Raw genomic sequence first — 13,363 nt, 5'->3', positions numbered from 1 at the left:
CCGGCGCTCTGCTTTGATGCGACGGAGGACAGCGGTAGGGTTCGCTTTTCTCGCAGGACGAAGGAGCAAGGCCGCGCATGGCGGAGGGTGAGGTCCGGCAGTACTGGGTCCGCAACGACAGGGGCACCATGTGGGGGCCCCTCACCCTGCCGACCATTGAACTGCTCATCGAAAGCGGCTCCATCCAGGGCCGGCTCCAGATGTCCGAGGACGGGCTCAACTTCGCCTTTCCCTGGCGCTTCCCCGAGGCGCGGGAGGTCGTCCCCCGCGAGCTGTGGGGCCCGGGCGCGCCGGCCGTCTCCGCGGCGGAGCAGGCCGCACAGGGCGCGCCCGGCATGGCGGGTCCGGGCGGTGTTCCGGCCGCGGGCCCAGGCGCGGCTCCCAGGGCGGGCCCCGGCGCCGCGCCCATCGCCGGTCCTGGCGTCCGGCCCGTGGCGGGGCCTGGTGCCGCGCCCATCGCCGGTCCTGGCGTCCGGCCCGTGGCGGGGCCTGGTGCCGCGCCCATCGCCGGTCCTGGCGTCCGGCCCGCGGCGGGGCCTGGTGCCGCGCCCATCGCCGGTCCTGGTGTCCGGCCCGTGGCGGGGCCTGGTGCCGCGCCCATCGCCGGTCCTGGTGGCACGCCCATGGCGGGCCCTGGGGCTCGGACCAGCGTGGACCCCGCCCGGCGTCCCGTGGCGCCCGCCCAGCAGGCCCGGCCCCCTGGCGCGGCGCAACCGCCTCCCGCGGCGGGAGCGGCACGGCCTCCCAGCGAGCCTCCGGCGCCCGTGGCGGTGCCCGCGGTGGAAGGGGATGACGCCGCCCCGGAGATTCCGGCCCGGGGGCAGCTCGAGCAGACCTCGCCCATCCGCCTCTACGGCCGCATCGCCGCGCGTGAGCAGACGGGCCTGCTGTCGCTGACGCTGCCGGACCGAGTCATCCAGATTCACTTCCGCAAGGGCAATCCCGAGTTCGTCGACTCGTCCCACCCCGAGGAGGCGCTCGGACCGTCGCTGGTCGCGGCCCGGCTGCTCACGCCCGAGCAGTTGCAGCAGGCCGAGCCCGCGCTGGAGCGCTTTGGCGGCGACCTGCTCACCGCGCTCTTCGGTCTTGGGCTCCTCCAGCCGGCCACGGCCTTCACCATCCTGGCGCAGCGGGCGGGGGGCATCCTCTCCCGGGGACTGCGGGCGGAGACCGGCACCTTCACCTTCGAGCTGAAGGACCTGCCCTCCCACAAGGCGATGCCGCTGGGCCACCGCTGGGCGGTGCTGAGCGACACGGTGCGCCGGATTCCCTCCACGGACCTCAAGCGACGCTTGGGGCCGGTGCTCCAGCTCCCCATCATGAAGTCCGGTGGCGTCGTGGCCGCGAGCGAGCTGCGCCTCACGCCGCACGAAGTCCGAGCGCACACCGTCATCGATGGCGTGCGCTCCGTGGCGCAGCTCCTGACGGACTTCGCGCAGGACGCGGACCATCTGCTGCGACTGGCCTTCCTGCTCAAGGAGTTGGATGGGGTGTCGTTCGCCGGGCAGGCCAGGACGGCGCCGGGAACCCCGCCGCCCGCGGAGCCCCCACAGGCGGGCGCTGGCGCGCAGCGGCCCGTGGGCCCGGGAGTAGCGGCCCAGGGCGCGGACCCACGAGCCCCCGTGGGTCCGCAGCAAGCCGCAGGTGCGCCCGCCGCGGCTGCGCAGCGTCCCGTCGGCGCGGCGCACGGTGCCGGTGCCAACGTCGCGGGCGGACCACGAGCCACCGGCGCGGCGCCAGCCCCCGGCGCCGTACCCCAGCGCCCCGTCGCTGGCGCCGCTCCCAACGTCGCGGGCGGAGCACAGCCCTCCGGCGTGGCGCCAGCCGCTGGAACGGCGCCCCAGCGCCCCGTCGTCGGCGCGGCGCCCGGTGCCGCGCCCAACGTCACGGGCGGACATCCGCCCGCAGGCACCGCTCCGACAGCGGGCCCTGGTGCCGCGCGCCCCGCCGCCCCGGGCGCCCCCGCCGCGCGCCCCCCGTCGCCGGGCCCGGCGCCCAGCCTCGTCCGCCGCCGTCCCTGTCCGCGCAGCGCACAGCCGCCCCCGCCGCCGCGACGCCCGCGAATGCGCCGGGCACGGACGAGATTCCCGCCCTGCGCCAGCTCACGGCGGCGATGAAGCAGCAGAACCACTTCCAGCGGCTCGGGCTGACGGAGCAGACGAACTCCAGCGCGGTGAAGATTGCCTACTTCCGCCTGGCCAAGCTGTACCACCCGGACACGCTCCCGCCGGGAGCGCCGCCGGAGCTGGAGAAGCTGAAGGCGGAGGTCTTCGCGTATATCGGCGACGCCTACCGCACCCTCTCCGACGACAACAGCCGCGCCAGCTACATCGAGGAGCTCAAGAGCGGCGGCGACGGAGACGGGGTGGACGTCAACGGCATCCTCATGGCGGAGGAGCTGTTCCAGAAGTCCTGCATCCTGGTGAAGGCGCGCAAGTTCGCGGACGCCGTGAAGATGCTGGACGAGGCCATCAAGCTGAACCCGGAGGAAGCGGAGTTCTACGCGTGGCGAGGCTACGCGCGCTTCTTCACGGCGGCGGACAAGAAGGCCGCCCAGCCCGAGGCGTTCCGCGAAATCCAGAACGCCATCAAACGCAACGAGCGCTGCGCCCCCGCGCACTACTTCCTGGGCGTCATCGCCAAGTTGAGTGGTGACGCGCCGGGCTCGCTCAAGCACTTCAAGCGCACCGTGGAGCTTCAGCCGGACCACATCGACGCGCAGCGGGAGATCCGCATGGCGTCGCAGAAGAAGTAGGGTGCGCCCCCCTACCCGAAACACTGAAGGAGAGAAGCAACGTGCCGCTCACTGGGAAGCAACGCCGCCACCTGCGCGCGCTAGGACACCACCTGGAGCCGGTGGTCATCGTCGGTCAGGCCGGCGTCACCGAGGGTGTCATCGCCGCCGTCGAACAGGCGCTGCAGGACCACGAGCTCATCAAGGTGAAGATCAACGAGGGCCCGGAGACGCGCCAGGAGGCCGCGGCGCGCATCGCCGAGGGCACCCAGGCGGAGCTCGCGCAGCTCCTGGGCCGCACCGCGCTCTTCTTCAAGAAGCGCAAGAAGGACTCCAAGTTCGAGAAGTTCTAGTCAGCCGCGCCGCCGGACGCGCCGTGGGAGTCCTCCCGCGGCGCCCGGCCGGCCTCAGGGCGTGAAGCCCGCCGCCCCGGCCACGAACTCCGCCGCCACGCTCAGCCGCTCCAGCAGCGCGGGCCCGAAGTACTGGCGCCGGGACTCGCCCAGGCCTCCCTCCACGTTGGCCGCCGTCTCCACGTAGCCCACGTAACCATCCGCCAGGCCCAGCACGCCCGTGGCCCCCGTCCGGCGCAGCAGCTCCGCGCCCGCGGCCACGCTGGGCTCCCCGGGCACCGCCACCAGCTTCAGCGGCCCCAGCGCCAGCGCGCCCACCTCCGCCAGGCGCGGCGCGGACTCGCACAGCAGGTTGTCCCCCGCCGCCCGCGTCAGCGCCGGCACCAGGCGCGACGCGTCCGGCCGGGGCATCGCCGCGTCCGCGCGCGCCAGGGACAGCCGCACCGTCTCGCCGACCGGGGACACCGACGCGTCGCTGGCCAGCTCCGACAGGGCCCGCGCGAAGCCGGACACGCGCTCCATCGCCTTCCCTTCCGAATACGCCACCGACACGTTGCCCCCCGCGCCCTGCAAGAGCAGCGTCACGCCGCTGCCCGCGTCCTCGCGCAGCGCGCTGAGCCGTCCTGGGTAGTCCGGGTCCAGGTAGGCGCGACGACGCGGAACCATCGCCGGGTGCGCGGCGTAGAGCAGCAGCTCCGCCACCGGGCCCTCCGCCCCGCGCAACACCGCGCGCGTCAGGACGCCCTCCGGCTTCGCGCCACCGCTGCGCGAGATGACGAAGTCCTGGTTGCGCGCCTCGCCGACCTCCAGCGACACCGGCACCAGGGACGCGGCCGCCTGGGCCAGCGCGTCACCGGCCGCGACGGTGATGACGTCCACCACGTCCTCGCGGTAGCGCCCGGTGCCGGACAACTGCGCCACCAGCCGCGAGTCATAGCCCCCCAGCGACGAGTGCGTGTGCGTGGCCAGCACGAGCACGTCCTCCAGCCCCGAGGCCCGCGCCCGCTCCCGCACCCGCGCGGCCAGCACGTCTGGAACGAGGAGCAGGTCCAACGACACCAGCCCCACCCGTGTGCCCCCCGCCTCCAGCACCACCGCGCGCGCATGGAGCGGCACGTCGGCCTCAGTCGCATCAGGCCGTGGCGGGTTGTACCCGGCCACCACCACGGGGAAGGGCGGCGCGAGCGCCACCTTCGCCGCACCCGCGCGCAGCGGCCCTTCGCCATGCACCTGTGACACAAGCACGGGCGCGCGCTCCGCCCAGCTCCCACACCAGTTCCAGGAGGCCAGCGCATACGCGGTGCCCACGGTGAGCAACACCAGGGGAAACAGGGAACGCCAGCGGGCCAGTCGCGAGGAAGCCATGCGCGAGCCAGACTAACCGCAGGGGCTGGACTTTGGGACGCCTGACTGCCCACATGAAACGACTCTGGCGACGGGTGGAATACCCACCAGAGGGGCATGCGTTCCTGTTCCGCTCACCGCTCGAAAGGAGTAAGGCAGCGCGCCATGTGCGGCATCTTCGGAATCGTGGGGCACGCCGAGGCCTCCAACCTGACGTACCTGGGACTGCACGCCCTCCAGCACCGGGGGCAGGAGTCCGCGGGCATTGTCGCCTCTGACGGGCTGGCGCTGCGTGCGCACCGGCAGATGGGACTCGTCGCCGACATCTTCGACGCTCCGGTGCTCGCCGGCCTGCCTGGGCAGGCGGCCATCGGGCACGTGCGCTACTCCACCGCGGGTGGCAGCGCGCTGAAGAACGCCCAGCCGCTCTTCGTGCAGTACGCGGGCGGGCAGTGCGCCATCGCGCACAACGGCAACCTGGTGAACGCGGCCGAGCTGAAGCAGCAGCTCGAGGCCGACGGCGCCATCTTCCAGTCCGACGCGGACACGGAGGTCATCCTGCACCTGCTGGCGCGCTCCAGGCAGCCGACCTTCGAGCAGAAAATCGTGGAGGCGCTGCGCAAGGTGACGGGCGCCTACAGCCTGCTGGTGCTCACGGAGGACAAGCTCGTCGCGGTGAGGGACCCGCACGGCATCCGGCCGCTGGTGCTGGGGCGGATGAAGGAAGGTGCCTACGTGCTGGCCAGCGAGTCCACCGCGCTGGACCTCATCGAGGCGGAAATCGTCCGCGAGCTGGAGGCGGGCGAGCTGCTCGTCATCGAGAACGGGCTGATGCGCACCAGCAAGCCCTTCGCGGAGCCCCCGCGGCAGGCGCGCTGCATCTTCGAGCACGTGTACTTCGCCCGGCCGGACTCCACGCTGTTCGGCAGCAATGTCTACGAGGTGCGCAAGGAGCTGGGCCGCCAGCTCGCGAAGGAGCAGCCCGCGCCCGACGCGGACCTGGTCATCGCGGTGCCGGACTCGGGCGTGCCGGCGGCCATCGGCTTCGCGCAGGCCAGCGGCATCCCCTACGACGTGGGCCTCATCCGCAGCCACTACGTGGGCCGCACCTTCATCGAGCCGCAGCAGTCCATCCGCCACTTCGGCGTGAAGCTGAAGCTGTCGGCCGTGCGGCAGGTGCTCAAGGGCAAGCGCGTGGTGGTGGTGGACGACTCCATCGTCCGTGGCACCACCAGCCGCAAAATCGTGAAGATGATCAAGGCGGCGGGCGCGTTGGAGGTGCACCTGCGCATCTCCTCGCCGCCCACGAAGTGGCCCTGCTACTACGGCATCGACACGCCGAGCCGCCAGGAGCTCATCGCCGCGACGCACAGCCTGGAGGAGATCGCCACGTACGTGACGGCGGACTCGCTGGGCTACATCTCCCAGGAAGGCCTGGGCCGCGCCGTGGGCGACCCGGAGCGCGGCAGCTTCTGCACCGCCTGCTTCTCCGGCAAGTACTTGGTCGGCGAATTCGGAGCGGAGCGCGCCGAGCCCAGCAAGCTCACCGCCTGACACCGCCGGCGGCTTCTCACGCCCCAGGCCCCCTGCCCGCTTCATCCGGGCCGGGGGCCTTCGCGTTTCAGGGGGCTGGCAGGGCCACGGGCCGGCCTTCGATGAAGTCCGTCAGGTCCGCGGGAAGGGGCGCCTCGAACACCACCGCTTCCCCCGAGCCCGGGTGCGGAAAGGCGATGCGCGCCGCGTGTAACGCCTGACGCGGCAGGCGAAGCCGGAGCCACGCCTCCGGCTCCAGCGTGCGCTTGCTGAAGCGGTCGAAGTAGCCGGGGTCCGGCCCGTACATCTTGTCCCCCACCAGCGGGAAGCCCGCGTGGTGCAGGTGGATGCGAATCTGGTGCTGACGGCCCGTTTCGGGGAAGCAGCGCAGCAGCGCGAAGGGCGCGCCGTCGCGCGTGAAGCGCTGGAGCACCTGGAAGCGCGTGCGGCTCTCCTTGCCCTCCACCGGGTCGATTCGCACGGCGATGCGGATGAGCTCGGTGCCCTCCGCGATGGGCGCCTCCACGGTGAACGTATCCTCGGGCGGGTGCCCCTCGCAGAGCGCCAGGTACTCCTTGTGGACCTCGCGCGAGACGAACAGCCGCCCCAGCACCCGGCAGGACTCCGTGGTGCGGCCGCAGACGACCAGGCCGCTGGTCTCCCGGTCCAGCCGGTGCGCGGGCTCGGCGAAGCGCTCACCGAAGCGCTCTCGCAGCAAGGTGACCAGGGTGCCCTTGTGGTAGCGCGCCGTGGGGTGGATGGGCAGGCCCGCGGGCTTGTCCAACACCAGCAGCCAGTCGTCCTGGAACACCACGGGCAGCTCCGTGGGCGTCTCCGGCTCCTCGCTGGCGCGGCGGCGCAGGCGGAAGGCCAGCCCCGGGTACACCGGCGTGGAGGGCTTCAGGCGCTTTTCATCACAGATGACGCCGCGGAGGATGACGCCCTGGAGCCGCTCGCGCGTCATCCGGCGGAGCTTCTGCTCCAGGTACGCATCCAGCCGCCAGCCGGCGTAGTTCGGCTCGACGACGTAGTGGATGTCGACGTAGCCCTCGGGGGCTTCTTCCTGCGGCGTGCGGTGCATGGGCCTGCCAGCGCTCTACCACGGCGGGCCCTGCCACACAGGCGAAGGACGGACAGGCGGGCGGGCCCACGCGGCGCCGGGGGCCCCCACCCGCCCTGTCCCGTCAGGCCGAGGCCGCCTGGATGGGCGCATCCTCGACGCCCAGGAAGCTCGCGAACAGGTCCGCGATGCGCTCGGCGGCGCGGCCATCCCAGAACTCGGGGACGCGGCCCTGCTTGCCCTCACCGTTGAGGACGCGGTCGGCGGCCATCCGGATGCGGACCGGGTCGGTGCCCACCACCTCGTTGGAGCCCTCCTCCACGGTGATGGGGCGCTCGGTCTGCTCGCGCAGGGTGAGGCACGGGATGCCCATGGCCGTCGTCTCCTCCTGGAGGCCGCCGGAGTCGGTGAGCACCAGGCGCGCCTTCGACGTGAGCGCCAGGAACTCCAGGTAGCCCATGGGGTCCACGGGCCGCAGGTTCGGGCTCTGCGCGAACCACGAGTCCAGCCCCTGCTCCGAAATCACCTTCCGCGTGCGCGGGTGCACCGGGAAGATGACCGGCAGGCGCGTGGCGACGTGGGCCACCGCGGACAGGAGGCCGCCCAGAAGCTTCGGGTCATCCACGTTCGACGGCCGGTGCAGCGTGCACACCGCGTAGCCGTGGGGGATGAGCCCCAGGTCCTTGAGCACGGGCAGCTTGTCGGCCTTCTCTCGCGAGGCGAAGAGCGAGTCGATCATCACGTTGCCCACGAAGTGGATGCGCGTGGGGTCGGTGCCCTCCTTGAGGAGGTTGGCGTCCGCGTCGCGCGAGGGCGTGAGCAGCAGGTCCGACAGGCGGTCGGTGACGAGCCGGTTGATCTCCTCCGGTTGGTGCGGCGAGTAGCTCCGCAAGCCCGCTTCGACGTGCGCCAGGGGGATGCTCAGCTTCGACGTCACCAACGCCGCGGCGACCGTGCTGTTCACGTCGCCCACCACGGAGACCAGCGCTGGCGGGTGGGCGAGGAAGACCTTTTCCAGCTCCACCATCATGCGCGCTGTCTGCTGCGCGTGGCTGCCCGACCCGATGCCCAGATGGACGTCCGGCGCGGGCAGGCCGAGGTCGGCGAAGAACACGTCGCTCATCTTTGCGTCGTAGTGCTGCCCCGTGTGGACAAGGATTTGCTCCAACGGGGTACGCTCGGCGATGGCGCGATAGATGGGCGCGACCTTCATGAAGTTCGGACGCGCCCCAACGATATGAATGACCTTCTTCATGTTGGGACCAAACCTAGGCACTGGAGCCGCGCTGGCCAGTGTCCCATGATGCGAATGTCCAATCCCGGGGGCCGGCATTCGTCGCGAACCTGATAGACGGAGGGGTCATGCAATCTTGCCGGACCGTTGCAGTCATTCCCGCCCGACATGCCAGCACCCGCTTCCCGGGCAAGCCGCTGGCGATCATCGCCGGCCGAACAATGATTGAGCACGTCTGGCGACGCTGTCAGGAGGCCCACGCCTTCGACGAGGTGTGGGTTGCCACCGATGACGACCGGATTCGCGCCGCGGTGGAGGGCTTCGGCGGCAAGGCGGTGATGACCCGCCCCACCTGCGCCACGGGGACGGACCGGGTCGCGGAGGTGGCGCTCGGCCGGCCAGACGTCGACATCTGGGTGAACGTCCAGGGTGACGAGCCCCTGGTGGACCCCGCCGCGCTCCAGCGCCTGACGGGCCTCTTCCAGGACGCGTCCGTGCGGATGGGCACCCTGGTCCGCCCGCTCGAAGCGGACGAGGCCGCGAGCCCGCACGTGGTGAAGGCGGTGCTCGCGCTCAACGGGGACGCGCTCTACTTCAGCCGCGGCCTGGTGCCCCACCTGCGCGAGCCGGGCGCCCACGTCCAGCGCTGGGGCCACATCGGCCTCTACGGCTACCGGCGCGACGTGCTGCTGTCGCTGGCGAAGCTGGCGCCCACGCCGCTGGAGGAGGCGGAGAAGCTGGAGCAGCTCCGCGCGCTGGAGCACGGCATCCCCATCCGCTGCGCCCAGGTCACCTCGCACACGGTGGCGGTCGACGTCCCCGGGGACGTGGAGAAGGTAGAGGCCCTCATCCGCGCAAGAGGAGGCTGACCATGGGCTTCCTCAAGAACGTGTTCGGCGGAGACGAGGCGAAGGCGGACGCGGAGTCCCCCGCCCCGCCGGACGCGGCACCCGCCGCCCCAGCGGGCGCGGCGCCCCCCGTTGACGCCCGGTCGGCCGCTCCCGTGGCGCCGCCGCGCCCCGAAGCCGTCCCGAAACCATCCGCGCCCCCGAAACCGCGGCACGCGCAAGAGACCCGCAGGCAGCAGCAGGAGGACGAGGACATGGAGGGCGTTCAGCGGCTGTTGTCGCGCAAGGTGGAGCGGGTGTTGGAGCAGCTCGGGACGCTCGCCACGCGGGCGCGCTCGGGAGAAGAGGTGCCCACCCTCACCGTCACGCTGCACCTGTCGCAAGGGCACTCGCTGACGGGCGAGGTGGTGGACTACGTGGCCCGCGAGTCGGTGCTGCTGGCCCTGGGCAAGGAGGGGCTGCGCCGCTCGGAGTCGGTGGCCTACGTGGACGTCTCCACGGTGGTGGCGGTGGCGGTGGGCAACGCGGAGAAGCTGCTGGAGCTGGCGCAGCTCGTGCGGCCCAACCCCACGCGGCAGGACCTGGTGGCGCTGCTGGAGAAGCTGCCCCACGCCCTCACCGAGCAGTTCTGGCCGGGCGAGGCGTCCCTGGGCGGCAAGCCCCTGCGCTTCGAGGTGGACTGGGTGGGCCTGGACGACGAGCCGGGCCGGCGCGCGCTGGAGTCCGCCGTGAATGTCACCAGCCACGCGCTGCGTGCCCTGGCGCAGGAGCAGGGCCGCGAGGTGCTGCGCCGCATCACCACCGTGCGCTTCCTCAGGGGCAAGGACACCCGCGCCGCCGTGGAGGGCGAGACGGGCACGGTGACGGTGGGCCCGGGCGAGCCCACCGTGTCCGCCTTCCGCAAGGCCTTCGCCGCCGGCCTCAGATGACGGGCAGCGACGCCGGCTCCGGCCCCAGCGGGAAGGCCGCGTCCAGGTGGGCCAGCTCGTCGGGCGTCAGCGTCAACGACGCGGCGGCGGCGTTGTCGCGAGCGTGGGCTTCGCGGCTCGCCTTGGGAATGGCGAACAGCGACGGCCTGCGCACCAGGAACCGGAGCGCCACCTGGTACGGCGTGACGCCGTGCGCCTGCGCCATGGCGCCCAGCACCTTCCCGCCCCGGCTGCCGGGCTTCGGGAAGCGGCCGTTGCCGAAGGGGCTGTAGCCCACCACCGCCACGCCGTGCGCCTCACACCAGGGCAGGACGCCATGTTCGATGGCGCGCTCCTCCAGGTGGTAGAGCACCTGGTTGCAGGCGATGCGCCCGGGCCCCGCGATGGCCAGCGCCTCCTCCAGGTCCTCCACCCCGAAGTTGCTCACGCCCCACGCGCGAATCTTTCCATCCGCCACCAGCTTCTCGAAGGCGCGCACCGTCTCCTCCAACGGGTGCGAGCCCGGCCAGTGCAGCAGGTAACAATCGAGGCGGTCGGTGCGCAGCCGCTTCAAGCTCCGCTCACAGGCGGCGAGCGTGCCCGCGTAGGTGGCGTTGGACGGCATCACCTTGGACACGAGGAAGACGTCGTCGCGCCGGCCGGCAATCGCCTCGGAGACGATGGACTCCTCCACCTTGCCGTGCCCGTACAGTTCGGCGGTGTCCACATGCGTCATCCCCAGGTCCAGCCCGGCGCGCAGTGCGCGGATGGCGCTTGCCCGGTCGTCCTCCTCCATCTGCCAGGTCCCCTGCCCCAGGCTGGGGACGGACACCCGTGTACTCCCGAACTCGCGCTGCTCCATGGCGCTCTCCCTGACTCCGCGTGTGAGCTGCTTGGAGAGGATTAATACCGCTTCAGCGCGGACGCAGGCGGCCGGTGCGCGGCCTGGAGGCTCGCGTTAGTCTCCGCCGGTGTCTTCCCCCGCGAATGATTCGAAAAGCAGCGCCGCCGCCGGCGTCACCTTCCGGCGCCTGCTGACCCTGGCGCGCCCGGAGCTGTTGCCGTTGGCCGCGGGCACCTTCTTCCTCCTCATCAGCAGCCTCGCCACGCTGGCCTATCCCCGCGCCATTGGCGACCTGGTGGACCAGGCCCTCAACGCCCGCGACCGGGACGTGGTGGACCGGGTCGCGATACTGATGCTCGTCGTGTTCGTCGTGCAGGGCATCGCCATGGCGCTGCGCATCTACCTCTTCAACACCGCCGGCGAGCGCGTGGTGTCGCGGCTGCGCAAGGACCTCTTCCGCGCCCTGCTGTCCCAGGAGGTGGGCTTCTTCGACACGCGCCGCACCGGCGAGCTCACCAGCCGGCTGTCCTCGGACACCACCGTCCTGCAGAACACCGTCACCACCAACGTGTCCATGATTCTGCGGTATGGCGTCACGGCCCTGGGCGGCGTGGGGCTGCTGCTCTACACGTCCGTCCAGCTCACGCTGGTGATGCTGGCCGTCATTCCGCCCGTGGCCATTGGCGGCGTGTTCTACGGGCGCCGGGTCCGGGTGATTTCCCGCCAGGCGCAGGACGCGCTCGCCGCCAGCGGCGAGGTGGCCGAGGAGGACCTGTCCGGCATCCGCACCGTGCGCTCCTTCGCCGCGGAGCGGCACGAGGTGGAGCGCTACAGCGTCGCCGTGGAGCGCTCCTTCACGCTGGCGAAGAAGCGCGCGCTCCAGTCCTCCATCTTCATGGGCGTGGCCTCCATCGCGGGTTATGGCTCCATCGCCGCGGTGCTCTGGTTCGGCGGCCGGCTGGTGGTGGACGGCGGCCTCTCCGTGGGCGAGCTCACCTCGTTCCTCATCTACACCATGCTGGTGGCCTTCTCGTTCAGCGGCATCGCGGAGCTGTGGGCGGACTTCATGCGCGCCAGCGGCGCCGCCGAGCGCGTCTTCGAGCTGCTGGACCGCAGGCCCGCCATTGGCGCGGGCGGCGAACAGCTCACGGACCTGCGCGGACATGTGCGGTTCCGCGGCGTGCACTTCGCCTACCCCACCCGGCCCGACGTGCCGGTGCTCCAGGGCCTGGATTTGGAGCTGCGGCCGGGCGAGGTGGTGGCGGTGGTGGGCCCCTCCGGCGCGGGCAAGTCCACGCTCGCCTCGCTGCTGTCGCGCTTCTACGACCCGCGGGCCGGCGAGGTGCTGCTGGACGGCCACCCGCTCACCGCCCTGGAGCCGGAGTGGCTGCGCCGCAACATCGGCATGGTGGCGCAGGAGCCCCAGCTCTTCTCCTGCTCCATCGCGGACAACATCCGCTACGGCCGCCCCGACGCCACCGACGCCCAGGTGGAGGAGGCCGCCCGCGCCGCCAACGCCCACGCCTACATCGAGCGCTTCCCGGACGGCTACAACACCCAGGTGGGCGAGCGCGGCGTGCAGCTGTCCGGTGGCCAGAAGCAGCGCGTCGCCATCGCCCGGGCGGTGCTGAAGGACCCTCGCCTGCTCATCCTGGACGAGGCCACCAGCGCCCTGGACGCGGAGAGCGAGCACCTGGTCAAGGACGCGCTGGAGCGCCTGATGAAGGGCCGCACCACGCTCATCATCGCCCACCGCCTGTCCACCGTGGCCAACGCGGACCGGGTGCTGGTGCTCGACGGCGGCGCCGTCATCCAGAGCGGCACCCACGCCTCCCTCATGAGCCAGGAGGGCCTCTACCGGCGCCTGGTGGAGCGCCAGTTTGTCGCAGCTTGAACGCCTGCTGCCCACACGGCTCGCGCCACGCACCCGGCGACAGTGGCGCGCGTGCGTTGGCCCGATTAAGTCTGGGGCTCCGAAAGGAGGTGATGCCTTGAACGACAGCAACTCCAAGGCGTCCACCTCCGCTTCCGTGGCCTGAAGAGGCCCCGAGGCGGTGGCAGACGCTGGCAGTTCCGGGCCCGTTTCCCGCGAGGGGGACGGGCCTTTTTACGTCGGCTCGGGAATGCCTGACGGCCCCTCCTGTTCGGAGCCGCGCCGGGGGGAGAGGCCGACCCAACACGTTTCATCCGGGAGTTTCCGCCGTGTCCATCACTCCATGCCCCAGCCCGCTGCCCACCGCCCTCCGGGACGAGGAGTCCGTGGACTCGCAGCGCAACCTCTTCTGCCCCAACTACGACGCCTGCCTGCACCTGGTGGTGAAGCGGGGCTGGGAGGGCTGGAGCTGCCGGAACTGTGACTTGCGCAAGTTCCGCGTCGGGCAGCCGACCGCCCAGGAGTTCGCGGTCGCCCGGCCGGGTGGTTGGGACGGCAACTGACGCCGCCCCCTCCGGCCCCAGCGGGCGGCCGTCCACCGGAAACAGAATAATTGACGCATCCCTGCCTCA

12 protein-coding genes are annotated in these 13,363 nt (G+C 71.8%); 8 read left to right on the top strand and 4 right to left on the bottom strand.

Translation table 11 applies throughout. From position 1 onward, the window contains the following. The first annotated feature begins 77 nt into the window (after positions 1-77). Genes MYMAC_RS38285 through yhbY form a run of 3 tightly spaced genes read left to right on the top strand, consistent with a single transcriptional unit; the run spans position 78 to position 3,087 of the window. Positions 78-2,117: a DUF4388 domain-containing protein gene (locus MYMAC_RS38285; protein ID WP_275663180.1), complete on the top strand. Its 2,040-nt coding sequence runs from the start codon at positions 78-80 to the stop codon at positions 2,115-2,117. Continuing rightward, positions 2,114-2,755 carry a J domain-containing protein gene (locus MYMAC_RS37620; protein WP_239989361.1) on the top strand — a complete coding sequence of 214 codons (642 nt, stop codon included), beginning with the start codon at positions 2,114-2,116 and terminating at the stop codon, positions 2,753-2,755. The genes MYMAC_RS38285 and MYMAC_RS37620 overlap by 4 nt, the downstream gene beginning before the upstream one ends. 41 nt (positions 2,756-2,796) lie before the next feature. Continuing rightward, positions 2,797-3,087: a ribosome assembly RNA-binding protein YhbY gene (gene yhbY / locus MYMAC_RS05715; protein ID WP_013935716.1), complete on the top strand. Its 291-nt coding sequence runs from the start codon at positions 2,797-2,799 to the stop codon at positions 3,085-3,087. A gap of 54 nt (positions 3,088-3,141) precedes the next feature. Here yhbY and MYMAC_RS05710 read toward each other — a convergent pair whose 3' ends face one another. After that, entirely contained in the window at positions 3,142-4,452 is a 1,311-nt protein-coding gene (locus MYMAC_RS05710; protein WP_095957347.1) for a neutral/alkaline non-lysosomal ceramidase N-terminal domain-containing protein, read from the bottom strand. 144 nt (positions 4,453-4,596) lie between these two features. Here MYMAC_RS05710 and purF point away from each other — a divergent pair, with 144 nt between their 5' ends. Continuing rightward, positions 4,597-5,985 (top strand): amidophosphoribosyltransferase, encoded by a 1,389-nt coding sequence (gene purF, locus MYMAC_RS05705; protein WP_013935720.1) that lies wholly within the window; start codon positions 4,597-4,599, stop codon positions 5,983-5,985. A 67-nt stretch (positions 5,986-6,052) separates the two neighbouring features. Here purF and MYMAC_RS05700 read toward each other — a convergent pair whose 3' ends face one another. Together MYMAC_RS05700 and wecB are read right to left on the bottom strand one after the other, a co-directional pair. Beyond that, positions 6,053-7,045 (bottom strand): RluA family pseudouridine synthase, encoded by a 993-nt coding sequence (locus tag MYMAC_RS05700; protein ID WP_095957346.1) that lies wholly within the window; start codon positions 7,043-7,045, stop codon positions 6,053-6,055. 103 nt (positions 7,046-7,148) lie between these two features. After that, the gene (wecB, locus tag MYMAC_RS05695; protein ID WP_095957345.1) at positions 7,149-8,279 is read right to left on the bottom strand and encodes a non-hydrolyzing UDP-N-acetylglucosamine 2-epimerase; all 1,131 of its coding nucleotides are present in this window, start codon (positions 8,277-8,279) and stop codon (positions 7,149-7,151) included. A gap of 107 nt (positions 8,280-8,386) precedes the next feature. On the opposite strand from wecB, the gene kdsB reads away from it, so the two are divergent. Next, positions 8,387-9,127: a 3-deoxy-manno-octulosonate cytidylyltransferase gene (gene kdsB, locus MYMAC_RS05690; RefSeq protein WP_095957344.1), complete on the top strand. Its 741-nt coding sequence runs from the start codon at positions 8,387-8,389 to the stop codon at positions 9,125-9,127. A 2-nt stretch (positions 9,128-9,129) separates the two neighbouring features. Beyond that, a complete protein-coding gene (locus tag MYMAC_RS05685) occupies positions 9,130-10,035 on the top strand; it encodes a hypothetical protein (RefSeq protein WP_095957343.1) in 906 nt (301 codons plus the stop codon). Here the strand turns inward: MYMAC_RS05685 and MYMAC_RS05680 are convergent. Next, positions 10,028-10,876: an aldo/keto reductase gene (locus MYMAC_RS05680; protein WP_013935725.1), complete on the bottom strand. Its 849-nt coding sequence runs from the start codon at positions 10,874-10,876 to the stop codon at positions 10,028-10,030. The two genes, MYMAC_RS05685 and MYMAC_RS05680, sit on opposite strands and share 8 nt — an antisense overlap. 109 nt (positions 10,877-10,985) lie before the next feature. On the opposite strand from MYMAC_RS05680, the gene MYMAC_RS05675 reads away from it, so the two are divergent. Both MYMAC_RS05675 and MYMAC_RS05670 read left to right on the top strand, forming a co-directional pair. After that, positions 10,986-12,752, top strand: coding sequence for an ABC transporter ATP-binding protein (locus MYMAC_RS05675; RefSeq protein ID WP_095957342.1), 1,767 nt, complete (start codon positions 10,986-10,988; stop codon positions 12,750-12,752). A 308-nt stretch (positions 12,753-13,060) separates the two neighbouring features. Continuing rightward, on the top strand, positions 13,061-13,294 hold the full coding sequence (locus MYMAC_RS05670) for a hypothetical protein (RefSeq protein WP_013935727.1): 234 nt from the start codon (positions 13,061-13,063) through the stop codon (positions 13,292-13,294). The last annotated feature ends 69 nt before the right edge of the window (positions 13,295-13,363 follow it).

Origin of the sequence: Corallococcus macrosporus DSM 14697 (assembly GCF_002305895.1) — a bacterium.
GTDB lineage: Bacteria > Myxococcota > Myxococcia > Myxococcales > Myxococcaceae > Myxococcus > Myxococcus macrosporus.
Note: the sequence above shows the minus strand (reverse complement) of the source record. Positions and strands in the feature narration are given on the sequence as shown.